We start from the raw sequence: 25316 nt of genomic DNA, 5'->3' as shown, positions 1-25316 counted from the left end.
ATACGAAGCCCGTATAAGGTCGAATACCTTATACGGGCTTTTCTTGTCAGCCATTCTTTCTGCCATATGGGGCATTTGAAGAATGGCTGTGTAACGTTTTGCATAATATATAAGCGCTTATGATACCAATTGTATCAATTGACATATCTGAGATTCTTCCCCCTCTATAGAAATACAATTGCACAATTTCTGTAAAAATAGCATATCCGATAGAAAAATAATAACCTCCTTTATATTTACCTAAATTCGATGCAAGTAGAGCCAGTAAAAAGAACCCTGCCATATGTGCTAGTTTTTTCAATACCCACTTTGTGCTTGAGAGATCTATGTCAGATAGTTTGAATAAATCCATGTAATCCGGCGTTTTATTTAATTCGAAATGAACATAGGAATGAGACATGAGTAGATCAAAATTGATGGAGCATGCAAAGACGAACAATATGATGCACCACACCACGATTGTTAATTTTCTCAGAAAAAAACCTCCCAAATCATGCTTAACTTATTAAATTTAGAATATTTTGATTCTGTCTGTAATAGGAATTGATCTAAGCTCCAGTTCAATAAAGTGCGACATTTCGTTGCAATTTTATGAAAATTCATGAAAAAAGGCGTTGACATGTTACGTTTCGTATCGTAATATAAAACTCAGATAATACATATTGTATCACAATCTGTTGCCCTTTGACTTTGAAAACGATGCGTTAATAGTAGTCTTTTGTCGGAAAGAGGAATAAGAGAGATAGGAAAAAGAGAAGCACATACGGGAGGAATCTATTGTGGAATTAAAGCAGTATTTTAAAATTATTAGGAAAAAAATGTGGCTTGTACTGGCAATTGTAATCCTTGCAACTTTAGCGACAGCAGTCAAAAGCTTCTTCTTTACCACCCCTATTTATGTAGCTCAATCCAAACTAATCGTTAATCAATCCCCTGAGCAAGCCGGTGTGCAACTGCCAAGCGTAAGCTTAATGCAGTCCAGCCTAATGCTAATTAACTCCTATAAGGACATTATTAAATCAGCAGCAATCATGGATAATGTTGCTGAACAATATCCGGATCTGGGAGTTTCCTCTGAACGCATGGCAGCTGGCATTAATGTATCATCAACTAAAGATTCTCAAGTTATGAGCCTTAGTTATTATGATACGTCATATACCAGAGCAGCCGAGATTGTGAATGCTGTTTCTACTGTATTCGCATCTCAAATTCCTCAAATCATGAGTGTTGACAATGTGACGATTCTTGATGAAGCAAATCCAGATCGCTCATCCTACCCAATTAATTACAATCCAATAATGAACATTATCATTAGTATCGTCGTATCCTTCATGATCGCAATCGGATTAGTCTTCTTCCTTGATTATCTAGATGACACGATTAAGTCTGAAGCCGATGTAGAACAAACATTAACAATTCCAGTACTTGCGATGATCACCAAGATTGGAAAAGATGATTTGCGTTCGAAGAAGACGCGAGCAGCAAAGCAAACATTAGAAGCGGGTGAAAGTAAATATGCGACACTCAACTAGTAAAACTTACCTCATTACTCAAGCTAATTTACAATCTCCTGTATCTGAAGCTTACAAAGCCCTGCGAACAAAAATTCAATATGCCGCAAATGATATGCCGATGAAAGTCGTTATGGTTGCTTCAACCCAGCAGGAAGAAGGGAAAACAACGACGATTAGTAATTTAGCTGTCGCTTTCGCACAAGAAGGAAAGAAGGTTCTTCTTATCGATGCGGATCTACGGAGGCCATTCCTTCATAAAGTGTTTGATCAACAGAATGGCAGAGGCCTCAGTAGCTACTTAACCAATAAAATCAGTGTCCAGGAAACGATTATAGAAACGATTGTCGAGAATTTATCTCTAATCACTTCTGGCCCTCTCCCACCCAATCCTGCTGAGTTGCTCGGTTCGGACAGAATGAAAGAATTAATGGATGAGATGAAGAAGCATTATGACATCATCCTAGTGGATACCCCCCCAGCTTTGGCTGTAACTGACAGTCTCATAGTGAGTGTAATATGTGATGGAGTTATTCTTGTGGTTGCTTCAGGCAAGGCTAAGAAGAGCAATGTAATAAAAACGAAAGAGAACCTTGAACACGTCAGTGCAAAAATAATTGGATGTGTGTTAAATAAAATTGACAGTAAAGATTTTAAAAATAGTGCCTATAAATTAAGCAATATTAAGTAAATAAAGGAACACAATATGCATTCTTAGGTAATGTCTACTGTACCTTTATCATTGTAGACACTCGGTCATGCTGTGGGTCAATAGACCTTAGACATTATTGTCATCGGTGTGATGTGAGGCGGGGTTTAATGCCCCTTTCTTAAAAATACTAGCTATGTCCTCTTGGCAGCGATAAGAAGACATACCTAGCATTTTTACTTCATGAGCTGTTCAAATAGATAAATAATAGGATAGGGTGATGGATGATTATGAAGGTGAAAAAAGCGATCATTCCTGCAGCGGGCTTGGGTACCCGGTTCTTGCCAGCAACAAAGGCAATGCCGAAGGAGATGCTGCCAATCGTCGATAAACCGACAATTCAGTATATTGTCGAAGAGGCGATTGAATCAGGAATTGAAGACATTATTATCGTAACGGGGAAGGGAAAGCGATCCATTGAGGATCACTTTGATCATGCATTCGAGCTGGAGCACAATTTATTCAGTAAAGGAAAGTTTGATTTGCTTGACGAAGTGCGGCGTTCCTCTAATGTAGATATTCATTACATTCGTCAGAAGGAAGCGAAAGGCCTTGGACATGCGGTATGGTGCGCTCGTAACTTTATAGGTAATGAACCGTTCGCTGTTCTTCTTGGTGATGACATTGTGCAAGGGGAGGTACCTTGCGTTAGACAATTGATTGAGCAATTTAATGTGCTACATCAATCAGTTATAGGTGTACAGACTGTTGCAGATGATCAGACACATCGATATGGAATTGTAGATCCTTTAGAGAAGCTGGATCGGTTGTATAAAGTGAATCATTTTGTTGAGAAGCCCATGAAGGGAAAGGCGCCTTCTAATCTCGCTATCATGGGGAGATACATATTGACCCCTGAAATATTTGATTATCTTGAACTACAAGAAGAAGGAGCAGGTGGCGAGGTTCAACTGACAGATGCCATTCAAAAGCTCAATGAAAGTCAAGGCGTGTATGCTTATGATTTTCAAGGCACACGATATGATGTTGGAGAGAAGCTAGGATTTATAACAACAACGTTGGATTTTGCGTTGAAAAATATGGAGTTAAGGGTCCCGCTGCTAGCCGCTATTGAAGATATTCTTGAACGTGAGAAGTTAAACAAGATTATTTAATTAAGAGGTGATAGAAGATGTCTCCAACTCCGCAAAGAAACGATGTTGAGGCTATATTCGACGGTGGTTCACTCTATACGAATTACGAAAGAAGAAGATCGTTGCAATTGTATTTAATGATGAAACGTGCATTTGACATTATAGGTGCGGCCGCAGGTATTCTTCTTCTCTCTCCAATTTTCTTTATTGTTGCTATTCTTATTAAAATTGAAGATCCTAAAGGTTCCGTGTTTTTTTATCAGAAACGTATTGGCCGTAATGAAAAGTCGTTCAATATGTACAAATTCCGATCAATGGTTTCTAACGCAGAGGAGTTACTAGAAGGATTATTAAGTCAGAACGAAATAGACGGGGCAATGTTTAAGATGAAAGAGGATCCTCGTATTACGAGAATAGGGAAGTTCATACGTAAAACGAGTATCGATGAATTACCGCAGTTGTGGAATGTGATTCGAGGCGATATGTCGTTAGTCGGCCCAAGGCCTCCACTACCAAGAGAAGTGAAAGAATACAGCAGTTATGACAAGCTTCGGTTGAAAGTAACACCAGGTTGTACGGGATTGTGGCAGGTGAGCGGGCGTAATGATGTCAGCTTCAATGAAATGGTTGAGCTCGATCTGCGATACATTGAACAGCGTGGGATCTTTCTTGATTTGAAGATTGTATTGTTGACCTTCAAAGTCATCCTACGATCAAAAGGCGCGTTCTAATAATAATGGGAGTTGATCATGTAATTATGAATTCTGGATCTAAGATATATGTTGCTGGTCACAAAGGATTAGTTGGTTCAGCTATTGTAAGAGCGTTGAAGGAGCAAGGCTATACGAACCTTCTTCTGAAATCGAGCTCAGAAGTCGATCTTAGAAACAGGGATGCCGTATTTGAATTATTTCAGCAAGAAGCAATCGATTATGTCTTTATGGCGGCAGCCAAGGTCGGGGGAATTGCTGCGAATAACAATTATCCCGCTGATTTCATAAGAGATAACCTACTCATTCAGAACAATGTCATTGATGCAGCCTTTCAGACAAACGTGGAGAAGCTATTATTTCTAGGATCTACATGCATTTATCCAAAGTTCGCCCCTCAGCCGTTGAAAGAAGCGTACTTGCTGACAGGTGAATTAGAGCCTACGAATCAGCCTTACGCAATAGCGAAGATTGCGGGGGTTACGATGTGTCAATCTTATAACCGCCAATATGGCACGAAGTATATTTCTGTTATGCCAACTAATATGTATGGTCCGAATGATAATTTTGACCTGGCGACCTCACATGTGCTACCCGCACTTATTCGTAAATTCCATGACGCCAAAGTCAGTGGTGCTTTGCAAGTAGAAGTATGGGGTACTGGAACACCTAGACGTGAATTCCTTCATTCGGATGATCTAGCAGAAGCTTGCCTGTTCTTAATGGATCATTACGAGGACAGTGAAATTGTAAATGTAGGTATTGGTGAAGATATCTCCATTCGTGAATTAGCAGAACTAATTAAAGACATTGTGGGATACGAAGGACAGATCGTATTCAATGACTCCATCCCGGATGGAACACCAAGAAAATTAGTTGATGTTGCTAAGATCAATCAGCTCGGATGGAAGGCACGAATCAACTTGGAACAGGGCTTACAAGAAGTGTATAACACATTCCAAAAAGAATATTTAATTAAACAATAAATGAGAATAGTGGAGGAAACAAACATGAAGAGAGCACTGATTACAGGTGTAACTGGACAAGATGGATCGTATTTGGCTGAATTATTATTGGATAAAGGTTATGAAGTATATGGGATGAGAAGACGTACAAGTACACCGAATTATGAGAATGTTCAGCATATTAAAGATAAGATTAAGTGGATTTCGGGGGATTTAACGGATCTGGCTTCATTAATCGAGGCGGTAAGAATCTCTAATCCGGATGAAGTGTATAACTTGGCGGCACAATCGTTCGTTGCTGCGTCTTGGCCACAGCCTTTGGCAACAGGACATTACACGGCACTTGCTGTTACGAACATGCTCGAAGCTGTTCGTATTATGAAACCTGACGCTAAATTCTATCAAGCATCCAGCTCAGAAATGTTCGGTAAAGTTGTGGAAACCCCGCAAAAGGAAACAACCCCTTTCTATCCCCGCAGTCCCTATGGTGTGGCTAAAGTATATGGACATTGGATAACAGTGAACTACCGGGAGAGCTTTAATATGTTCGCATGCTCTGGCATTTTATTTAATCATGAATCCCCCAGACGAGGATTAGAATTTGTTACGAGAAAAGTAACGGATGCAGCAGCAAGAATTAAGCTGGGACTTCAGAGCGAGCTTCGTATGGGGAATACGGATTCACTTCGTGACTGGGGCTTTGCTGGTGATTACGTCAAGGCGATGTGGCTCATGCTGCAGCAAGAAGAGCCGGATGACTATGTAATCTCAACCGGTGAGATGCATACCGTTCAGGAATTGTTAGAAGTAGCTTTCTCTTATGTCGGCTTAGACTACAAAGATTATGTCGTTATTGATCAAGAATTTGTAAGACCAGCAGAAGTGGATCTATTGCTTGGAGATTGCACGAAAGCAAAAGAAAAACTCGGTTGGAAACTAGAGGTTGGGTTTAAACAACTAGTGCATATGATGGTAGATAGCGATTTGGAGAGAGTAAGCCAAGAGAAAAACATACTTATAAAAATATAATATGAGAGCAATAACGGCTATCTAACGTAAAGATAGTCGTTATTGTTATTTATGGGGAATTTATTATGTCACAAAACATTTCTCAAGTACAAATTGGAAAAAAAAGTCTGCTCTTAAATATTTCTTGGTTGTTTGGTGATAAAGTTATTCGAATGTTTCTCGGCTTAACAGTAAATGTACTAATGGCACGTATGCTTGGTCCTGAGGACTTTGGAAAATGGAATTATGCTGAGTCATTCTTTGGTATGTTTCTAATACTAACAACTCTAGGATTTGATTCTATTGTAGTTAGGGATATAGTAAGAAATCCTTTAAAAAAAGACATCTTGGGTACCGTAATAGTACTTAAATTACTTGGGACAACTTTAGCGATAGTGCTGTCTATATTATTTATCGGTATTGTTCGTCCTGAAGATTCAACTGTTAGGCTTATTAACTTAATACTTGCGACAGCGTCTATATTTCAGCTATTTGATGTTATTGATTATTGGTTTAGGTCACAAATGTTACAAAAATTTACTGTAATTTCAAAAAACACAGCTTTTATAACTAGTAGTGTTTTGAAAATAATTCTGTTGCTAAATGGTACGCCAATATTATATATTGCTGTAATTTCGTATGTTGAATTTCTGATTGGAAGTATATTGTTGATATATTTCTATAAGAAACAGAGTCAAAGTATTAGATTATGGAAATTTAAATTTAGCACAGCTAAAGAAATAATGAGTAATAGTTGGATGATAATCATTTCTTCATCAGCAATCTACATTCAGGCTAGAATTGACCAGATTATGATTGGGGAAATGCTTGGAGATGCTGCAGTAGGACAATACTCAGTAGCATTACGGTTAATTGAAGTGCTTGGTTTTATCCCTGTTGTTATTAGTTCGGCATTTGCGCCAATCATTACAAGATCAAAAATGGAAAGTGAAGCTAAGTACAGAGAAACACTAAGAACTATCTACAGACTAATGTTCATTATATTCCTAATTACTGCAGTGCCGGTATTCTTAATGTCGAATATACTTGTTATTTGGTTGTACGGAGAAGACTTTGCTGAGGCAGGTTCATTGTTATCTCTATTTGCTATTCGATTGTTTTTCACGAATTTTTCCGTTGCCAAAAGTTTATTTATAACGAATGAAAACTTATTTAAATATATTGTAATTACATCATTAATCGGGGCAGGTAGCAACATACTGTTTAATTATTATTTTATTAGGCAAATGGGCGTTACCGGATCAATTATTGCTACTATTCTATCCTTCACCATTTCAGTATTCATGGTTGATTTATTCTTCAGAGGAATCATAAGAAAGAACTTATATTTAATGATTAATTCAATTATGTCATTTTATAAGTTTAAATTTAAAGACATGAAAGTTGGAGAAATCAATGATTCAAATTAAACCGGCAACGAGTCAAAAAATAACCTGCATTTCTTGTGAAAGAGTATTAAATGAAAATGAAATTATATGGCAAGGAATTCATGTCTGTATAAAGAGCCACTGTATGGATTGCAACAGAGATTATATTGAGGATTTGAAAGTAGGTCATGCAACATATTCACCATACATGGTTGATTTAACAAATAAAGAGCTGTTTGGTCATAATGGATCTAGAAAATGGTTGGGTGAGCCATTGATGGAATCGTTAATAAATCCTAATCCTCAAGAAGTTAAGTACACAATAAAAAAAAATAAAGTAGTTGATGATGTTATCATTTTGAACTGTATCGATTATTTGTATGGCCATTCTTTGTTGAAATTGTTAAATGCTCAAAGAGAGCAGGAGCAAAATTTTAATAAAGGTATTATTGTAATTATACAAAAACCACTTGAATGGATGGTCCCGGATTTTGTTTCTGAAATATGGGTAGTTAATATACCATTTAAGGATGCAAGAAATTATTATCCTCATCTTAACAATGTTATTTCATCAGAAATAAAAAGGTTTGATAATGTTTATTTGAGTCATGCGTACTCTCATCCGAATAAATTTGCAATTGAGAAATTTACTGGAGTACAACAATTTAATAGAGAGACTCGTTCTGAGAAAAGGATAACCTTTATCTGGAGGGAGGATCGACTATGGATTAATAACTATTTTATTTCAAAGGTTATACAGAAATTTCCAAAGCTCAATACACTTACAAAACCTATTATTTATTATCAAAGATGGAAAGTCATTAAATTATTTAAAAAACTTAAAAAACACATTCCAGATCATGTCTATTCTATTATTGGGTTCGGGAAGTCGGGGCAATTTCCAAAATGGATTGAAGATAAGCGTGTTTTGCAATTCAACAAGGAGATCGAGATACAAACCTGTGAGGTCTACAGTCAAAGTGAGATTGTTATTGGTGTACATGGTTCGAACATGTTGCTCCCATCTGCACATGCTGGAATGACATTTAATTTAATGCCTCTCAACAGATGGGGGAATTTTGCCCAAGATATTTTGATGCATGAGAGTAGTAACAAACTATCTGTATATAAATATAGATTTATACCAATTGAAACAAAAATTTCTGTTTTATCAAAAATAATATATAAGCAAATTGTAGGATATAACCATTATCAAATGCAAATGTCAGAGGATGAATCTCAAAGTTATATGCAGGAACAGGTAGTTTAATTTAATAGTAACGCTGATTAAAATGAGATGTAATTATTTCTAATTCAGTTGGGATGATGATATGAGAGCGTTATACATCCGAAATTTCGCCAGTAAAGTAAATCCAAATTCATATAATCTCCAAGAAATTGGTTTTGGAAAAGCATTAATAAAGAAAGGTTTTGATTGTGACATTGTCTATTATCATGATGATAAAAAAGTCATAATTGAAGAAATTGAACAATTCCAAAACCATAAACTGAGAATTATTTGGATGAAAGGGATAAAGATATTAAGCAACAGCGTCTACAGCAGCATACTAAAAAAGGATTACTTAAGCGAGTATGATGTCATTATAACGACAGAATATAATCAGATTATGACTTATTTATTATCATTGGCATGTCCAGAGAAACTTGTATTATATCATGGGCCGTACAACGACAATCATAATCAAATCGTTCAAAAAATTTATGATTTGATCTGTCTGCCTACGATGAAGAAGAAAATGAAGAATAATTTTGTTAAATCTGATCTAGCAAAGAATTATCTCATAAGTAAAGGGTTCTCGGAGGTATATACCTTGGGTGTTGGTCTCGATCGGGATAACATAAGCCAAAAGAAGCAACTAGATCCCGTATTGGATGAAGAGTTGTTGAAATTGAAAGACAAGAAAGTACTGCTATATCTAGGAGTGTTAGAGGATAGAAGAAATATTATGTTTTTACTCGAGGTGTTCAAAGAGATAATCAGTAAGAACAAGGATGTTTCTTTATTATTAATTGGTGAAGGAACCGCAAAGGATAAGAAAAAGTACTGGGATTATATTACTGTGAATGAATTGGAACAATTCATTGTATATGTTCCAAAGGTTGATCAGAAATTTATTTGGCAAGCATATGAAGCAAGCGATGTAATGGTATTCCCTACTACTTATGATATCTTCGGGATGGTATTAATGGAAAGCATGAACTTCCAGGTTCCCATTATTTCTTCCGTAAATGGCGGAGCATCAACATTAATCCAGAATAATATCAATGGAATAATAATTGAACAGTTTAATAAAAATCTGTGGGTTGAGCAAATTGAGAGAGTATTACATGATGAATTCTTTAGAAATAGCTTGATGGTAGCAGCGGCCAATACAATAACGAATGTAACGTGGGATAATATTGCCGATACAATGTTAAACAAGATCGGAGTTATTGATTGGAGAGATCATAATGAGAAGAGTGCTAATTATTCATAATTACTATCAGCAAAGCGGAGGAGAAGATAACGTTGTAGCACAAGAAGAAGCTTTGTTACGATCCAAGGGAATGGAAGTAGAATTATATGCCGTACATAATGATTCAATTAAACATCAGGGATTAGTTGGGAAGATAAATACTGCAGTAGATGCTGTCTGGTCTAGATCTGAATATAAAAAAATAAAGAAAAAACTTATGGATATGAAACCTGATGTGGTTCATGTCCATAATTTTTTTCCTTTAATTTCTCCTTCCGTTTATTATGCATGTCATCATATGAGAATTCCAGTTGTTCAGACACTGCATAACTATAGGTTGATATGTCCAGCAGCTACATTTCTAAGAGAAAATAAAGTGTGCGAAAAGTGTTTACATGGATCATTAATTAACTCGGTAATGAATGGATGTTATAGAGACTCTAGAGTACAAACGTTACCAGTCGTTTCTATGATTTCATTGAATAATATAGCAGGGACTTGGGATAACAAGGTTAGTAAGTATATTGCACTTACAGAATTTGCAAAGAGCAAGTTTATTGAAAGTGGAATAAGTGAAGAAAGAATTGTTGTTAAACCGAATTTCATATCCAATAAGAAACATACCATTGCTCAAAACTCTAATGATGATAAATATGTTCTCTTCGTAGGTAGAGTATCGGTTGAGAAAGGTGTACAGAATCTGTTGAAAGCCTGGCAAGCAATCGAGGATAAGAAGCAATACAAGCTCTTAGTCATAGGTGAGGGTCCTGAAAGAGAACGGTTATCTCAATTATTTCCCGGTGAAAGCATTGTTTTTTTGGGAAATCAACCATCGAATAAGGTATTAGAATACATGAGAAATGCTGCGTATTTAATAGTACCTTCCATTTGGTATGAGGGGTTCCCGATGACAATTGTAGAAGCATTCTCTGTTGGAACTCCAGTTCTATGCAGCAGAATTGGTTCTTTACAGGAGATTGTAAGTGATGGTAAGACTGGATTTCATTTTTTACATGACGATTTAAATCATATTCAAAGTGTAATTAGTAATGCATTAGATTATAAAAACTACGAACTCCTTCGAGAGAATGTAAGAAACACATTTGAGACTTCTTATACCGAAGAGATGAATTTTCAGACACTTATCAGTATTTATAATAGTGTCATAGAGGAGAACAATGAAAAATATGCAATCAAATTATAATATGGCGAGGGTTGTAAGTTCCAATATTACTGCATTAACCTTTGAGCAGACTGTGGCAGAGATAGAAAAATGGATTGAGCAGAGAGAAAATCAATATGTATGTATTTGTAATACACATTCAATTGTTACGGCAAGTAATGATAGTGATTTTGCCAAAACATTGGATCATGCCGGAATCTGTACACCAGATGGAATGCCTTTAGTATGGGCCCTAAGGTCTTATGGCTTCGAGCAACAAAATCGTGTAGATGGTCCGAATTTAATGCTAAAGCTATGTGAGTTATCTGATAGTAAGAAATATAAGCTGTTCTTCTACGGTGGTTCTGAGCAAACACTCGAACTTCTATCTAAAACATTAAGTGAACAGTACAGTGAGATTGAAATAGTAGGCAGTTATTCTCCACCGTATCGTAAACTAACGAGCATAGAGAATGATGGCATAGTTACAATGATAAACGATAGTGAACCAGATGTCATATTTGTAAGTTTGGGGTGTCCGAAGCAAGAGTTATGGATGTATGAACAAAAAGATAAAATCAAAGGAATTATGATTGGTGTAGGTGCAGCCTTTGATTTTGTGACTGGCAATATAAAGAGACCACCGCAAGTTTTTCAGAAAATGGGCCTGGAATGGTTATTTCGATTAATAAGCGAACCTAGAAGACTCTGGAAACGATATGCCTATAATAATCCGGTTTATATTTATCGATTTCTAAGAACATATACTCGAAACAAAAGAAATAGCGTTATCACAAATAAGTCTCCTAATGGAGGCTTTTTATAATTGGAGGGGTTAAATATGAAAATTGTACTGTTATCTGGAGGTTCAGGCAAACGACTCTGGCCGTTATCGAACGATGCAAGATCGAAACAGTTTCTTAAAGTCCTCGAGAATGGTAATGGTGACTTGGTATCAATGGTACAGCGGGTTTGGGGGCAGCTGATGGCTAGCGGATTAAGTGATTCCAGTTATATTGCAACAAGCAAATCACAGATTGAAATGATGCATAGTCAAATTAGTGAAGATCTGCCTCTTATTGTCGAGCCCGAGCGTCGTGATACATTCGCAGCAATTGCCTTGACTGCGACCTATTTATATTCCCATGAGGGAGTAGGGTTGAATGAGACTATAGCTATCCTACCTGTTGATCCTTATGTAGCCAGTGATTTCTTCGATGCGGTGAAATGTCTGGAGAATGTGTTGAATGAATCAGGTTCGGACTTAGCGCTAATCGGTGTTACTCCGACTTACCCTTCATCCAAATACGGATACATTATTCCTTCCGAAATGCTTGAGATTGGCGAGAAGGAAAACGAATATAAAACTGTAAGTCATTTTCGAGAGAAACCATCAGAAGAGGTTGCCGAGCTCTTAATTAGTAAGCAGGCGTTGTGGAATTGTGGGGTATTTGCATTTAAGCTAGGCTATCTTATTGATCTATTAGAGAGCAAGGGCCTCCCAATACAATATGAAGAGATGCTAAAGCAGTATGATCAACTGCCCATGATCAGCTTCGATTATGAGGTTGTTGAGAAGGCTAAGCGAATTGCTGTGCTGCCGTATAATGGATTCTGGAAAGACCTAGGTACTTGGAATACGTTAACAGAAGAAATGCAGAACAAGCAGATAGGTAGAGGCATTATTAGTGAAGATTGCGGTAATACCCATCTTATTAATGAGCTCGATATTCCTGTATCGATATTAGGTTTGTCTAACATCGTAGTGGCTGCCAGTCCCGATGGTATCTTAGTGACAGACAAGAGTGCAAGCCCACGCATTAAGGATTTCATTAACTTTAATCAAGGGCCAATGTACATGGAGCGACAGTGGGGATGGATCCGAGTACTGGATGATCAAATATATGAGGACGGGAGATGCGTTTCTACAAAACGTGTAGCTGTTCATGAAGGGAAAAATTTGAGCTATCGTATGCATTCCAATCGGGAGGAAGTATGGACCATCGTGAAAGGGAGCGGCGAATTTATTCAGAATGGGAACTTTATGCAAGTGAAAGCTGGGAATGTACTTCATATTCCGATGAAGACGTTGCACAGCATTAGAGCATTGTCAGAGCTAGAGATCATAGTTGTTCAGAGTGGCATAGAGCAAGAACGTAACCAAGTTGTTGAACTATACAACACATGGGATGAAGTTTCCCGGCATTGTATTAAAGCATAAGGGGTTCCTCAACCATTGAAGACGATCTGTTATTATATTTCGGATTACGGTTATGGCCATGCGACGAGAAGTATTGCTGTTATACGTGGTTTATTGCAGGAACTTCCTAGTCACTATCGTATAGTCATCTGTTCAAACGATACATTAGCGTTTGTTCAAGCATCGTTAGTCGGTATGGATCCAGCTATAATATCTTACCGCAAATGTGCATCAGACTTAGGATACGTGCTTCAAGATGGATCTATCGAGCCAGATATTTCATTGTTTCGAAGCAGATATATGGAATATATAAAGTCCTTTCCCTCTGAAATTAATAAAGAGGCTGCGTTCATAGCAAGAGAGCAGGCGGACTTGGTTATTTCTGATATATCTCCGATTCCGATTGCAGCTGCAAAGATTGCACGAGTGCGTTCGGTAGGCATTTCCAACTTCACTTGGTATACAGCATATGGTCGGATGCTTACAGAAGAACTATTAGAGCCATTGTATCAAGCTTATTCGCAAATGGATCATTTCATTAGTCTAGCAGGAGCAAATGAGCCTTGCTGGGGTAACCAGATACAGGTTGGCTTTCACAGCCGTAAGCCTGATACTGCAGAAGTAAATCGTATTATTAAAAGGTTAAATCCAAATCGAAAAAAAACAATTATATATTTTGCAATCGGTATGAGCATTCAAACTCGTAATCTTGATTCACTCAAGATGTGGAGGGATGATTCATGCTTATTTGTCGTGTCTTCTAATATGAGAGTCACTGGCAGCAATATCCAAGCAATCCCTGAGTGGTACACTGAATCGCAAAATTATGCAGCTGCAGCAGATGTTGTCATAACGAAGCCTGGATGGGGAACAGTGGCAGAGGCAATAACCTTTAGAAAACCATTAATTCTTCTGAACAGAGGCCAAATGAATGAGGACCAGAATACGATCAATGGGCTGGACAGCCATTATCCTTTTCACTTAGCAACATGGGATGAATTACAGGAAATAAACATTGAAGAAACATTGTCTCAATTGCGAGCATATCAAGAGAATTATATTGCATCGGTTGAAGATAGTAAGGAACCAATAAGCACGATTGTTGAGTTCATAGAAAGATTGCTTGTGAAGTAAATACAGATAACGCGGTATAGGGAGAGAGGAGTTAGTAAGATGAAACTAGCTGTAATTGGAACAGGGTATGTTGGTCTAGTATCGGGGGTTTGCTTCTCGGAGCTGGGTAATGATGTTGTATGCGTAGATAAATTGAGCGATAAGATTGAACTCCTAAATCGAGGAGAAGTGCCCATCTATGAGCCTGGCTTGCAGCAGCTTATCCTTAATAATAAAGAGAAGGGCAGGCTTATCTTTACTACAGATTTATCTGAAGCTGTCAAAAATTCCGATATTATTATCATTGCGGTAGGAACTCCTTCATTACCTAATGGCCAAGCAAATTTAAGTTATATTGAGCAAGCAGCAATGGAAATTGGTCAATCGCTTAATGGCTTCAAAGTCATTGTAACGAAGAGCACAGTGCCTGTGGGTACGAATGAGAAAGTGCAGTCCATTATTGCAGCGCACTCGTTGTACCCGTTCGAGGTAGCATCCGTGCCAGAGTTTTTACGTGAGGGAACTGCCGTACTGGATACCCTCAATCCGGATCGTATTGTAATTGGAACATCAGGAGAAACGGCGAGAGCTCAGTTAATGGAGCTGCATAAACCATTGACAGACAATATTCTAATTACAGATATTCGTAGTGCTGAGATGATCAAATATGCTTCCAACGCATTCCTAGCAACCAAGATTTCATTCATTAACGAAATCGCGAACATATGTGAAAAAGTTGGAGCAGATGTGACGGAAGTTGCTTCTGGAATGGGGTACGACAAACGAATAGGTTCTTCTTTCTTGAAAGCTGGCATTGGGTATGGCGGTTCATGCTTTCCGAAGGATACGCAGGCATTAATTCAAATTGCAGGTCAAATGGATTATAACTTTAAGCTGTTGAAATCGGTTGTGGAAGTTAATAGCGATCAACGATTTAATATTATACGGAAGCTTGATGTAATCTTAGGTGACTTAGAAGGAAAGACAATTGCAATATGGGGACTTGCATTCAAGCCGGAGACGGATGATGTAAGGGATGCTCCAGCATACGATATTATTTCGGTTCTCTTGCAAAGGGGAGCCAAAGTGAAAGCTTACGATCCAATAGCGATCGATAATTTCCGAATGATGATTAATCATAAAGATGTTGATTATTGTATGGATGCACAAGGAGCAGCTGAAGGTGCTGATGCTTTATGTGTACTGACGGAGTGGAAGGAATTCAGGGATATTCCTCCGATTGTTATTCAATCATGGCTGAGACAACCGAACCTTATAGATGGTCGTAACATGTACAGTGAAGATGAGCTTGCAGAAACTCAATTAATATATTATTCGGTGGGACGTCCTAGTATGAATAATGGCATTAGGGCAAACAGACCGATTCTATCCATATAAAAATCTGGAGAACAAAGAGGTTATCCAATGTTGAAATCGATTGATATTGGCCAAAATGATATTTCTAAAGAACTTTCATTTATATTGCTGCTCTTGAGAGAAGATTTTCTGCACAAAGAACAGACAATTAGCAATCAAATTGCTGAGATAGACTGGAATTTATTTTTAGAACTTGTTAATCACCATCGGGTCTATCCACTTATCTATATGAAATTGAAACAAGTTGGGGCTACAGATATTCCAAATCATGTTATGAATTATTTATGCTCCCGCTATAATCATAATGTCTTTAAAATGCTGCGCTTAAGTAGTGAAATGAACAAAATAGGTAAAGTTATGTCTTCACACCGAGTACGCTCTCTTTGGCTAAAAGGTCCTGTACTTGCCGTACAGCTATACGGAGATCTGTCACACAGAACATCAAAAGACTTGGATCTGTTGGTCAGTATAGAGGATGTTGAACAAACGGAAGATTTACTCATTCAACTTGGTTATGTGGCTAAGGAGGAGCGTACTCTCTCCAATTGGAAAAAAAAATCACATCACTTATCTTTTGTCCATTCACAGAATGGTGTGCAGGTTGAAGTTCACTGGGGTTTGAATCCTAATTTAGGAGAAGCCCATTCTTTCGATCAACTTTGGCAGCGTCGAAATGAAGTATTAATTTCGAACCAAACATTTCAGTGCATGGGCGATATGGATTTGTTGTTCTATCTCTGTGATCATGGCGCCAGACATGGTTGGTTTCGAATTCGTTGGTTGGTTGATATTGACCGCCTAATACAGCAACAGTATTATGTGTATACTTCTGACTACAATAAACAAAAGAGTTTAATCTATGTTGAACAAGCTTGCATACTTGCACATCAGCTATTAGGAACAAACATACCTGATTCGATTGAACCTACTTATATAAATGATAAATTAAAAAAATTTTTATCCCTAGCCTGCATTTGTATCAAGGAAAGTCACCGTAATCCAATGTATGTGGAAAACGAATATAAGAAATTTCTGCTCTCAACATTAACTAGTAAGCAAAAAATAAAATATTATTTGGCAAGAATTCTACCTTCCCAGCAAGATGCTTTTTTACTTCCCCTTGCCCAACCGTTTCATTTTCTATATATACCTTTGAAGCCTTTCTTATGGCTCTGGGGTCGTAAGAGGAGACAGTCAGCATGATGGAATGAAGCTGATGATGAGTATGGAAATTGTACCCTAATCAATGCAAGCGATTAGGGTACAATTTCTGTTATTCGTAATAAGAGACTCAGCTCCAGTATTGATTTTCGAATTTTTTTAATTGAGTACGCGGATCGCGAAAGGAAGGTTTTCTATGGATGGACAAATGGTTGCCAATTTAATTTTTTATGGAATGCTACTAGTGATTATATGTTTACCACTGAAATTTTCAATGCTGGCCTACATTATAATGTGTAATATTGATATGCCTGGTACTGGTAACATTATCAAAATTATTATTGTGCCCTTGCTAATTCTATTGAAATTCAGAAATTTAAGAAAAAAAACTTTACCGGATATTCGTATAGAAGAAAACAGCATTAAAAATAAATTTCCATATATTACATGGATTTCATTTACTATTTATGTATCGATTGCAATTTTGTGGTCTCAAACAGGAAATACGTTAGCAGGAATTAAGGTTCTCTACAATTTGGTAGGGATATTTTTGACCTACCTTATCTTTAAAGAAGCTAGTAAACACAGCCTACTGAATAATCGATTTCTTACAAATACAATAATTGTTACTTTATCGTTAGGATTTATACAAACTTATGTTGTAGAACAAACTTATGGTTCCCAATATTCCAGATTTACAGGCTTTATGGCTTCCCAGCCTTATGCAGGTTTTTTAGTCGGTTTATTAGCTTTGGTTGTATGGAATCATAAATATACGTTACTAAGTAAGATCACCCTAAGTTCTCTTCTTTTGATATTTTTAGTAATGAATGGAAGCAGAACTTGGTTTTTGGGGGCCTGTCTTGTATTAGGTATTTATACCTTGGCTCGCAGTAGAGTAAGTTCATTACATATGGGAGTCGTTTGTGCTTCTATTGGTGTATTCATTGGAGGGATTTTCTTATCCTACAATTACGTAATGGAACATAAGGAGAAACTTGAAGAGTCAAGTCGGTTGTTTGCGGGGCTGTATGCTTTAATTGACGATGAGGAAGAAAGCAGTGGTACAATTGGATTTCGTGAAGTTATGAATGCAGGGATGATTCGTGAAATAAAAAATAGTTCTCCTACTGAGCTATACTTTGGACATGGCACATCTACTTCAGAGTATGTCGGAAGACTATATTATCCATATCAATTTAATGGGGAGGTAATCGATGCGAATCGTGTGGCACACAACGAATGGTTAAGAATAATTTATGAGTTCGGAATATTTGGAATGACACTATGGCTTATGTTTCTTATTGGCTGTATTACTCATCTAATAAAACGAAATACAAAAGTAATTCCAATAATATCCTATGGATTAGGGATGGTTCTTGCACTGTCTACAGAAAATGTTTTATTGAGTGCTGGAAGTGCAGGGTTATGTGGTTTATTAATATTAATCGCTGTGAGACAAACTGCTAGTGTTGAAGAGAAGGTAGTTGTTATGAGTAAGGAAGTTCCTGTGACCATTCCTCAGTATATTTAAAGTATTAATTTATGGTTTGTTTCAATATACGATTATTTAGGAGGGTTATATCATTAGAATTGCATATTTAATATTAGCTCATATAGATCCCCATCATATAGCGCGATTAGCCAATAAAATAAGTGAAACTGATAACGCCGACGTCTATATTCATATCGATAAAAAACGGATATTATACCTTTTAAACATCAGCTATCAACTAATAAATCCATTTTCTTTGTTGAAAAAGGGGTTGCTATAAGTTGGGCAGCATACAGTTCAGTTGAAGCCACTTTAGCGTTAATGAAAGGTAGAATAGCAATTACGATAGATATGTTTTACTTAAAGACTTGGACTATCAGGTTGTTCCTTATAGTGAAAACATTAATTTTTTTGAAGTGAATTCTCTAATAGAGTTTATAAGGGCTTGTAAAATTACAGGCTCCAAGGATAAGAACCATACAAGGAAATACGAATGTTTTTGGTTTTTCAAAAATAATAATTTATTCAAGGATCAATAAATAAATTCAATGCTTTAGTTCCATTAAAATTAAGAAAGGGATACATCTATGATAGCGCTCGATTCGACATATATTGGGGAAGTGCGCAGTGGGCAATTACAGATGAATATGTGCAATATATTAAATTTTGCAAAATCACAAAAAAAATTCAATAACTACTTTAAGTATGTTTTTGGACCGGATGAGACCTATTTTTAATCGATAATCTTTAACTCTCCTTTTTCAACAAACACTTCGGCAAAAGAACCTGAGCCTGAAAAGAGATATCTTGTTAACTGGATAAATTTACATTATTCCGAATATGATTGAATAAAAATATTTACAGAAAATGATTATGAGAAAGTAATACATTCAGAGTGTTTATTTTTTCAAAAGCTACACCGGGAAAATCCACAAAGCTACTGGATAAAATAGATCAATATAGTTCAGCATTTAAGCTAATCGTATCGAGTACATGCATCATTGTCTTGCTTATGTGGTGGAAAGCGTACAGGAGATTCGAGGAAATCATTCAACATACGCTTTCACCGCAGCTATCTCATGCATTTATGCTCCAAGGCGATTTTTGTTGCAATATCGTTCGAGCAAGTATAGTGAATTCCAATGAATTTTAAGTGGTGGCAAGTTTTCGCCATTCTCCAATACTCGATGTTCCTGTTGAAATATAAATCACCTTATTGGTAGTATCAACATACTGTTGACCTGTAAAATTCGGAGCAGTTGTTGGTGCTCCAGAACCAGTAATATTCTGACCTACAAACTGTCGCCATTCATTCATATTCCCAATCCCTGTAGCAATCCACGATTTCTTACTGACTGCATCCGTCCAAAGTTGACCTACATATTCTGGAAGGTTTGGTGGTGGAATGTTGCCTGAACGGACTTCTCCATACAATCTTTTCCATTCTTTTACATTGCCAGTACCCGTTGCTATATAGATTCCACGGTTTGTAAAGTCGATATATATCTGGCCTATATACCTTGGATTAATGGCAGGAGGCCCATCTCCCTCAACTATTGAAGCAATATTATGAGATTCGCCATCGTATGTTATAACTGGTCGCCCGGACAGTATATACAATAACCAATTCTCTAGCTGATCTTTGTTACTATTTCGAACAGGTAACTGTATGGGGTCATTGACTTCAACTCGATCCTCTGACGTCCCTTTTGAATGGAATTGTAAAAATTTCTTCCGGCCTGATTGATTTAAAGTGGATGCCAGACCAAAGTATTCTTCACTTGCATAAAAATCAACGTATGACTCCTTGTTTTCGCTAGGATAGACACGCCAACCAGGTTCAGTTAGGCTTCCAAACCGACGGACAGATGCTTTATTAATATATTCTCTGTTGCCGCTTAATGCTTTAGTATCGTTCTGACTCCCAATAAGCAAGAGTTCTCCAATAAATCCTATTGTAGTAGAAATATCCGGCAAATGATCAGCGTTTAGACCAGATTTTTTCTTGAAAATTGAAAAGCCAGAAGCTGAATTATACCCATTGGAGTGCCCAAGATAAAATACCCTTGTTCCTGTATCCAAGTAACGGAAATACGCCGAATCAGTCAATAGAGAATTCCCCATATGCGCGCAGGATACTTGACCAATGTGTACGATATGAGAACTTGCAATATCTATACCATAAGCCAAAGCCTCCATGTGGATTTTATCGATTTGCAAATTAGCTACACGATTAATAAGAATTCCTTTTCCTCGTTGGGTCTGATCTACACGTGAATTCCAGTTAGCTTTACTTCCAACTGCGAACGGGATCGTATTCTCGACATAAAGATTCTTAATATTAACAAGACCGTCTTGCCCACTCGTTGAATCCTTATTGAATTCTATAGCATATCCATCGGTGATTTGAAAGCTTAGCCAAATATCCTCTAGAAATACATCAAGACCATATCTGAAAGAAAGCCCTGGGCCTTTCGTATTATAAATGAATACGTGTTTTAGATAACTACCAACGTAAGCACCCCAGAACATGACTGCTATATTTTCAGAAGTTTGTCCGCCTCCATTTCCATCAAAAACTAAGTTTTCAATTGCCATGTAATGTGTAGCATAGATAGAGCTTCCACCATCGACGCGGGGGGTTTTCAGCATGGAGCAATTGGAATTGTCAGCTAGAAAAATTGTAGAACCATTAATATTGTCTACTGTTGCAGATCCTCTTAAAATAATTCCACATTTCATTAATATTGGGGAACTGATTTTGTATTTTCCTGTTGGAAAAAAAACAACGCCACCTTCAATACTTCCTATTGCTTATTGCTTCGTTGATAGCGGAAGTGTCGTCGGTCACTCCGTCACCTTTGGCTCCTTTCCATTTAACATTAACCCCTCTGTCTCGCATTTCTTTGTCTAATGCTTCGAAATTCTGATTTAGCTCCTGCTGAAGGACTATATCATTATCAGTCCATTTGTTCATCTTCATATTTTCGGTTTTATTACTGGACATGTCCTTATACCAACCTCCTGAAAATTAAATAATATGACAAGCGATAGTTAACCTCCTCGAAATGGTTATAGGGGATCCAAATTTCAACAGAATAATAACAATTAAGGCTGATACTATTATGGAACTGGCTGCTTCTATATCTAATATATTCAGCCATATACTGTTTTTGATCCTGATATAGTTGATGCTTTAGAGAGAAATTAAATGATTAATGAAATTAATATTTTCATACGAAGTGATTTCAGGATTTTTTGAATTCTTGTATTTAAAGCATATAAGACTGATGGACCAAGATATTAGTTCCAGTGTGATGATACAATAAGTTTCGTCTATAGCAAAAAGAGGGAGTTTTTTGTAAATAAAAGGTTGAAATATTTCTAATCCATGCTATAATTGATACATAACGTAGCATATTTTATAGTTAATTATAACTACTTCTCGCACTTGGAATGGAGGACGCCATGAGCGCAATTACAGGTATTGTCGAACTTACAGACCAAGTGTTGAATTGTAAAGGGCTATATTTAATGGAGGCATTAAGCCTATTTCCTTCAGACGATGTTCAGACCTGGAGCAGCTCTGATGAATCTGTTTTTCTCGGATGTCATGCTCAATGGATGACCCCAGAGTCGGTGAATGAACAGAACCCGTTCTATGATGAACTAAGACAACTCGCTATTGCAGCAGATGCCATCATAGATAATCGTGAAGAGCTTTTTGAAAGACTCCAGATTGGCCGTGATCGGTGGGGAACAATTACGGATAGCGAGCTTATTCTACTAGCTTATCGCAAATGGGGTAAGGCTGCACCTCAGTATTTGATTGGTGAATATGCGTTCGTCATTTGGGATGAGAAAGAGCAGCTGCTGTATGGAGCTTGTGATATTTTCGGTAATCGGACATTGTATTACACGATGAATGAGCAGCGGTTCGCATTTTGTACGGTCATTGAGCCATTATTCACATTGCCTGGTGTTATCAAAAAAATAAATGACCAATGGCTATCAGAATTTCTAGCTTTACCAATGGTGCATGATGAGACGGATACGCAATCGACGGCATACGAAGGCATTCTTCAAATTTTGCCGGCACATTCCTTTATTGTGAAGGATGGTAGAATTCTTCTGCATCAATATCAACAAATTGGTGATGCTGATCCAATAAAATTGAAGTCCAATGGAGAGTACGAAGAGGCATTTCAAGCGGTATTCGGAGAAGCAGTTAAAGCTAGAACTCGAACGTTTCGACAAGTAGGCTCTACTCTTAGCGGGGGATTAGATTCAGGCGCTGTTGTGAGCTTCGCTTCGAGAGAACTCGAAAAACAGAATAAGGTACTTCATACGTACAGCTATATACCTACTAGTGACTTTCATGACTGGACATCAAATCGAATACTAGCAGATGAAAGCCCTTTTATCAAAGAGGCAGTGAATCATATAGGAAATATTAACGCCAACTATCTGGATTTCCTCGGGAAAAATCCGGTTGAGAGTATGGATGAATGGTTGAAAGTGCTCGAAATGCCCTTTAAGTCAGTCGAAAATTCATTCTGGATTAAGGGTATGTATGAGCGCTCTCGCCAAGATGGTATAGGAGTATTAATGACGGGGGCTATGGGGAATCATTCCATCTCATGGGGACCTGCGATAGGCTACTATTCCATATTATTAAAAAGGCTGCAATGGCGGCGTTTCTATCAGGAGACCAAGTTATTCGCTAGACGCAAAGGGGTAAGACGCAAGCTGCTATTGCGAGTAATTATGCAACAGACTTTCCCCAGCCTTGCATCACGAGGAGAACAAGCTGAGGAAGCCTTATCTTTAATTAACTCTGAATTTGCGGAACGAACCAAAGTATATGAAAGACTGAAGAGTCATCACATTTCGTGGAATGATGAACCCAAAAGTGACATATATCAATCGAGGCTAGATCATTTTCAAAAACAATCATGGCTTAATGTTGGGGGAACACAGAGAACTAAGTTTTCTCTCCAGTATGGGGTATGGGAAAGAGATCCGACATGTGACCCAAGGGTAGTTAACTTTTGTCTCTCTGTTCCTATCGAGCAATATGTACAGAATGGATACGACAGATCTCTGATTCGAAGATCGACGGCCAATTACTTGCCAGACCGTGTACGGTTGAATCAACGAATTCGGGGTATTCAGGGGGCGGATTGGCTTCATAGATCGATTCCTGCTTGGGGAGCTCTGACGGAAGAATTGGAGCATTATTGCAATGATTCGGCAATTGCGGGATACATGAATGTCGAGCAAATAAAAGCTTTGCTTCGAAAGATTGGCTCTCGTCCAAACCCAGCGGATGCGATGAAGGAAGATACGAGATATTTACTTCACAGTCTTGTGGCATGCAGATTTATTAATAAAACAATTCATTTATAGCTATGAGAGGAGGTGAGAAAAATGAAAAAACAATGGCAAGCTCCTGTTCTAGAGAAATTGGCTGTTAGTGAGACAATGGCTGGAAACGGAACAAAATACTTAGACTGGGTTAAAAAAGGCGATCTTGACATCAATGACTGGAATACTGACTTCCCAATCGGCGGTCCGTTGCCTGGTGAGCCATCTTAATTACTAGATAATTAATTGCTTACTGTGCCCTTATACGCAGATTAAGGTGTATAAGGGCTCCATTTTATTCATGAGTGCTGTGGGGGTGAAAGCAATTATTGGGATATCGAAGAAAAGTTATGTAGCATTTGGTATGAAATGGTGCAGTGAGATCCCTCTGCCAGAACTGATCGAGGCGGTACATACGACAGAGGGTACAGCAGATGTGCTCATCCAATATGGCTATATGCCTGCTTCCGAGCATGGTATCGTAGAAGAGGGTTTCCGATTCTCAGTCAAAGAGGAAAGGATGTATATCCAAATACCGGGTGCAGCAATCTTCTGTGTGCAGGGAGGCAGTAGAATCACAATCTCGCCTTTACCTGAAAGTGATGAAGCTCGAATTCGTCTTTATTTGTTAGGGTCTTGTGTGGGTGCACTGCTGCTGCAGAGGAACTTGCTCCCGCTCCACGGAAGCGCAGTTGTTATTGACGGCAAGGCATACGCATTCGTAGGTGACTCAGGAGCAGGCAAATCAACGACTGCAGCTGTTTTCCTGGAAAAAGGGTATCGATTGCTGACAGATGACATCATTGCAGTCACTTGGGATGAAGAGAATAAGCCTCTCGTTATACCATCTTATCCTCAGCAGAAGTTATGGCAGCAAAGCCTCGATCAGTTAGGTCTTAAGAACAATGACTATTCTCCTCTTACGAATGAATACACGAAATTCGCAATTCCTGTGCAGTTACAGTTCCGATCTGAGGCTATTCCTCTTGGTGGAATATTCGAGCTTATGAAAACAGATAGCTCTAGTGTCCAAATCAGAAGCTTGAATAAGCTTGAACGCCTCCCCGCCTTGCTCCATCACACTTACCGCAATTACTTTATTCCTTATCTCGGAATGAATCAATGGCACTTCAGTTCTATTGGCAGTATCGCTGGACAGATTAATATGATTCAGCTTCAACGGCCGGAATCATGGTTTTCTGCATATGATTTAGTAGAGCATATCTTAAATTCCATTGAAAAAGGAGATACGCAGCATGTCTATTGAGCTACAGCTTCTGGATAAATCCTTCGTACAAACGGAAGGTCATCTTGTTACTAATATGGATGAAGAGAAGGTTATGTTAAATATAAGCAAAGGGACCTATTATAATCTCGGTACAGTTGGCGGAAGAATATGGGATATTGTAGCTGATCCTGTATCGGGTCAACATATTGTAGAAACCCTTTTGAATGAGTATGAAATTGAACGTAAGACGTGTGAGGAACAAGTACAGTCATTCCTCCACCAGCTCTATGAACAAGGAATTATTACATTAAGCGAGTAAGAGGCTTAGAAAGGAAGACAGCCGTGTGGACT

General features: G+C 37.8%; 23 protein-coding genes. 20 read left to right on the top strand and 3 right to left on the bottom strand.

Features of this window, described 5'->3' with window-relative positions; all coding sequences use genetic code 11:
• Positions 1–46: 46 nt before the first annotated feature.
• Positions 47–454: a VanZ family protein gene (locus tag AC6ESP_RS09665; RefSeq protein ID WP_497096529.1), complete on the bottom strand. Its 408-nt coding sequence runs from the start codon at positions 452–454 to the stop codon at positions 47–49.
• 325 nt (positions 455–779) lie between these two features.
• On the opposite strand from AC6ESP_RS09665, the gene AC6ESP_RS09660 reads away from it, so the two are divergent.
• The 16 genes from AC6ESP_RS09660 to AC6ESP_RS09585 all read left to right on the top strand — a co-directional run bounded on the left by AC6ESP_RS09660 (position 780) and on the right by AC6ESP_RS09585 (position 18409).
• Positions 780–1532, top strand: coding sequence for a YveK family protein (locus AC6ESP_RS09660; protein WP_497096500.1), 753 nt, complete (start codon positions 780–782; stop codon positions 1530–1532).
• On the top strand, positions 1516–2202 hold the full coding sequence (locus tag AC6ESP_RS09655; RefSeq protein WP_497096528.1) for a CpsD/CapB family tyrosine-protein kinase: 687 nt from the start codon (positions 1516–1518) through the stop codon (positions 2200–2202). The genes AC6ESP_RS09660 and AC6ESP_RS09655 overlap by 17 nt, the downstream gene beginning before the upstream one ends.
• Before the next feature lie 242 nt (positions 2203–2444).
• Complete coding sequence (galU, locus tag AC6ESP_RS09650; RefSeq protein WP_497096499.1) at positions 2445–3335, top strand: UTP--glucose-1-phosphate uridylyltransferase GalU; 891 nt, start codon at positions 2445–2447, stop codon at positions 3333–3335.
• Positions 3336–3352: 17 nt separating this feature from the next.
• Entirely contained in the window at positions 3353–4045 is a 693-nt protein-coding gene (locus AC6ESP_RS09645) for a sugar transferase (protein ID WP_497096498.1), read from the top strand.
• A gap of 26 nt (positions 4046–4071) precedes the next feature.
• Positions 4072–5010 (top strand): GDP-L-fucose synthase family protein, encoded by a 939-nt coding sequence (locus AC6ESP_RS09640; protein ID WP_497096497.1) that lies wholly within the window; start codon positions 4072–4074, stop codon positions 5008–5010.
• A gap of 24 nt (positions 5011–5034) precedes the next feature.
• Positions 5035–6018, top strand: a complete 984-nt coding sequence (gene gmd, locus AC6ESP_RS09635; protein WP_497096496.1) for a GDP-mannose 4,6-dehydratase — start codon at positions 5035–5037, stop codon at positions 6016–6018.
• Between the two features lie 65 nt (positions 6019–6083).
• Positions 6084–7427: a flippase gene (locus tag AC6ESP_RS09630; protein ID WP_497096495.1), complete on the top strand. Its 1344-nt coding sequence runs from the start codon at positions 6084–6086 to the stop codon at positions 7425–7427.
• A complete protein-coding gene (locus tag AC6ESP_RS09625) occupies positions 7414–8655 on the top strand; it encodes a hypothetical protein (RefSeq protein ID WP_497096494.1) in 1242 nt (413 codons plus the stop codon). Before AC6ESP_RS09630 ends, AC6ESP_RS09625 begins: the two co-directional genes overlap by 14 nt.
• Positions 8656–8716: 61 nt before the next feature.
• Positions 8717–9883 (top strand): glycosyltransferase, encoded by a 1167-nt coding sequence (locus AC6ESP_RS09620; RefSeq protein ID WP_497096493.1) that lies wholly within the window; start codon positions 8717–8719, stop codon positions 9881–9883.
• A complete protein-coding gene (locus AC6ESP_RS09615) occupies positions 9858–11066 on the top strand; it encodes a glycosyltransferase (protein ID WP_497096492.1) in 1209 nt (402 codons plus the stop codon). Before AC6ESP_RS09620 ends, AC6ESP_RS09615 begins: the two co-directional genes overlap by 26 nt.
• Positions 11041–11850, top strand: coding sequence for a WecB/TagA/CpsF family glycosyltransferase (locus AC6ESP_RS09610; protein ID WP_497096491.1), 810 nt, complete (start codon positions 11041–11043; stop codon positions 11848–11850). Before AC6ESP_RS09615 ends, AC6ESP_RS09610 begins: the two co-directional genes overlap by 26 nt.
• Before the next feature lie 15 nt (positions 11851–11865).
• Positions 11866–13245 carry a sugar phosphate nucleotidyltransferase gene (locus tag AC6ESP_RS09605; RefSeq protein WP_497096490.1) on the top strand — a complete coding sequence of 460 codons (1380 nt, stop codon included), beginning with the start codon at positions 11866–11868 and terminating at the stop codon, positions 13243–13245.
• Between the two features lie 15 nt (positions 13246–13260).
• Positions 13261–14358: a hypothetical protein gene (locus AC6ESP_RS09600; protein WP_497096489.1), complete on the top strand. Its 1098-nt coding sequence runs from the start codon at positions 13261–13263 to the stop codon at positions 14356–14358.
• Positions 14359–14397: 39 nt separating this feature from the next.
• Positions 14398–15735, top strand: a complete 1338-nt coding sequence (locus tag AC6ESP_RS09595; protein WP_497096488.1) for a UDP-glucose dehydrogenase family protein — start codon at positions 14398–14400, stop codon at positions 15733–15735.
• Positions 15736–15762: 27 nt separating this feature from the next.
• Positions 15763–16917: a nucleotidyltransferase domain-containing protein gene (locus AC6ESP_RS09590; RefSeq protein WP_497096487.1), complete on the top strand. Its 1155-nt coding sequence runs from the start codon at positions 15763–15765 to the stop codon at positions 16915–16917.
• Between the two features lie 154 nt (positions 16918–17071).
• Positions 17072–18409: an O-antigen ligase family protein gene (locus tag AC6ESP_RS09585; RefSeq protein ID WP_497096486.1), complete on the top strand. Its 1338-nt coding sequence runs from the start codon at positions 17072–17074 to the stop codon at positions 18407–18409.
• 1110 nt (positions 18410–19519) lie between these two features.
• Here AC6ESP_RS09585 and AC6ESP_RS09580 read toward each other — a convergent pair.
• Complete coding sequence (locus AC6ESP_RS09580; RefSeq protein ID WP_497096485.1) at positions 19520–21112, bottom strand: hypothetical protein; 1593 nt, start codon at positions 21110–21112, stop codon at positions 19520–19522.
• A gap of 55 nt (positions 21113–21167) precedes the next feature.
• Positions 21168–21272: a glycosyl hydrolase family 28-related protein gene (locus AC6ESP_RS09575; RefSeq protein WP_497096527.1), complete on the bottom strand. Its 105-nt coding sequence runs from the start codon at positions 21270–21272 to the stop codon at positions 21168–21170.
• 566 nt (positions 21273–21838) lie between these two features.
• Between AC6ESP_RS09575 and AC6ESP_RS09570 the strand changes: the two genes are divergently transcribed.
• The 4 genes from AC6ESP_RS09570 to AC6ESP_RS09555 all read left to right on the top strand — a co-directional run bounded on the left by AC6ESP_RS09570 (position 21839) and on the right by AC6ESP_RS09555 (position 25284).
• A complete protein-coding gene (locus AC6ESP_RS09570; protein WP_497096484.1) occupies positions 21839–23779 on the top strand; it encodes an asparagine synthase-related protein in 1941 nt (646 codons plus the stop codon).
• Between the two features lie 21 nt (positions 23780–23800).
• Positions 23801–23968, top strand: coding sequence for a paeninodin family lasso peptide (locus tag AC6ESP_RS09565; RefSeq protein WP_497096483.1), 168 nt, complete (start codon positions 23801–23803; stop codon positions 23966–23968).
• An 85-nt stretch (positions 23969–24053) separates the two neighbouring features.
• Positions 24054–25004, top strand: coding sequence for an aldolase (locus tag AC6ESP_RS09560; RefSeq protein ID WP_497096482.1), 951 nt, complete (start codon positions 24054–24056; stop codon positions 25002–25004).
• Positions 24994–25284, top strand: coding sequence for a lasso peptide biosynthesis PqqD family chaperone (locus AC6ESP_RS09555; protein ID WP_497096481.1), 291 nt, complete (start codon positions 24994–24996; stop codon positions 25282–25284). Before AC6ESP_RS09560 ends, AC6ESP_RS09555 begins: the two co-directional genes overlap by 11 nt.
• The last annotated feature ends 32 nt before the right edge of the window (positions 25285–25316 follow it).

Source organism: Paenibacillus xinjiangensis (assembly GCF_059686975.1).
The sequence above is the reverse complement of the archived record's forward strand: the minus strand, read 5'-3'. Positions and strand labels throughout refer to the sequence as shown.

Coding starts and splice junctions, on each gene's coding strand:
- AC6ESP_RS09630 (WP_497096495.1), top strand. CDS start 6,084: ATGTCACAAAACATTTCTCAAGTACAAATTGGAAAAAAAAGTCTGCTC.
- AC6ESP_RS09645 (WP_497096498.1), top strand. CDS start 3,353: ATGTCTCCAACTCCGCAAAGAAACGATGTTGAGGCTATATTCGACGGT.
- AC6ESP_RS09580 (WP_497096485.1), bottom strand. CDS start 21,112: ATGAAATGTGGAATTATTTTAAGAGGATCTGCAACAGTAGACAATATT.
- AC6ESP_RS09640 (WP_497096497.1), top strand. CDS start 4,072: ATGAATTCTGGATCTAAGATATATGTTGCTGGTCACAAAGGATTAGTT.
- AC6ESP_RS09610 (WP_497096491.1), top strand. CDS start 11,041: ATGAAAAATATGCAATCAAATTATAATATGGCGAGGGTTGTAAGTTCC.
- AC6ESP_RS09565 (WP_497096483.1), top strand. CDS start 23,801: ATGAAAAAACAATGGCAAGCTCCTGTTCTAGAGAAATTGGCTGTTAGT.
- AC6ESP_RS09615 (WP_497096492.1), top strand. CDS start 9,858: ATGAGAAGAGTGCTAATTATTCATAATTACTATCAGCAAAGCGGAGGA.
- AC6ESP_RS09585 (WP_497096486.1), top strand. CDS start 17,072: ATGGATGGACAAATGGTTGCCAATTTAATTTTTTATGGAATGCTACTA.
- AC6ESP_RS09595 (WP_497096488.1), top strand. CDS start 14,398: ATGAAACTAGCTGTAATTGGAACAGGGTATGTTGGTCTAGTATCGGGG.
- AC6ESP_RS09590 (WP_497096487.1), top strand. CDS start 15,763: ATGTTGAAATCGATTGATATTGGCCAAAATGATATTTCTAAAGAACTT.
- AC6ESP_RS09620 (WP_497096493.1), top strand. CDS start 8,717: ATGAGAGCGTTATACATCCGAAATTTCGCCAGTAAAGTAAATCCAAAT.
- AC6ESP_RS09570 (WP_497096484.1), top strand. CDS start 21,839: ATGAGCGCAATTACAGGTATTGTCGAACTTACAGACCAAGTGTTGAAT.
- AC6ESP_RS09575 (WP_497096527.1), bottom strand. CDS start 21,272: ATGCGAGACAGAGGGGTTAATGTTAAATGGAAAGGAGCCAAAGGTGAC.
- AC6ESP_RS09655 (WP_497096528.1), top strand. CDS start 1,516: ATGCGACACTCAACTAGTAAAACTTACCTCATTACTCAAGCTAATTTA.
- AC6ESP_RS09605 (WP_497096490.1), top strand. CDS start 11,866: ATGAAAATTGTACTGTTATCTGGAGGTTCAGGCAAACGACTCTGGCCG.
- galU (WP_497096499.1), top strand. CDS start 2,445: ATGATTATGAAGGTGAAAAAAGCGATCATTCCTGCAGCGGGCTTGGGT.
- gmd (WP_497096496.1), top strand. CDS start 5,035: ATGAAGAGAGCACTGATTACAGGTGTAACTGGACAAGATGGATCGTAT.
- AC6ESP_RS09625 (WP_497096494.1), top strand. CDS start 7,414: ATGATTCAAATTAAACCGGCAACGAGTCAAAAAATAACCTGCATTTCT.
- AC6ESP_RS09555 (WP_497096481.1), top strand. CDS start 24,994: ATGTCTATTGAGCTACAGCTTCTGGATAAATCCTTCGTACAAACGGAA.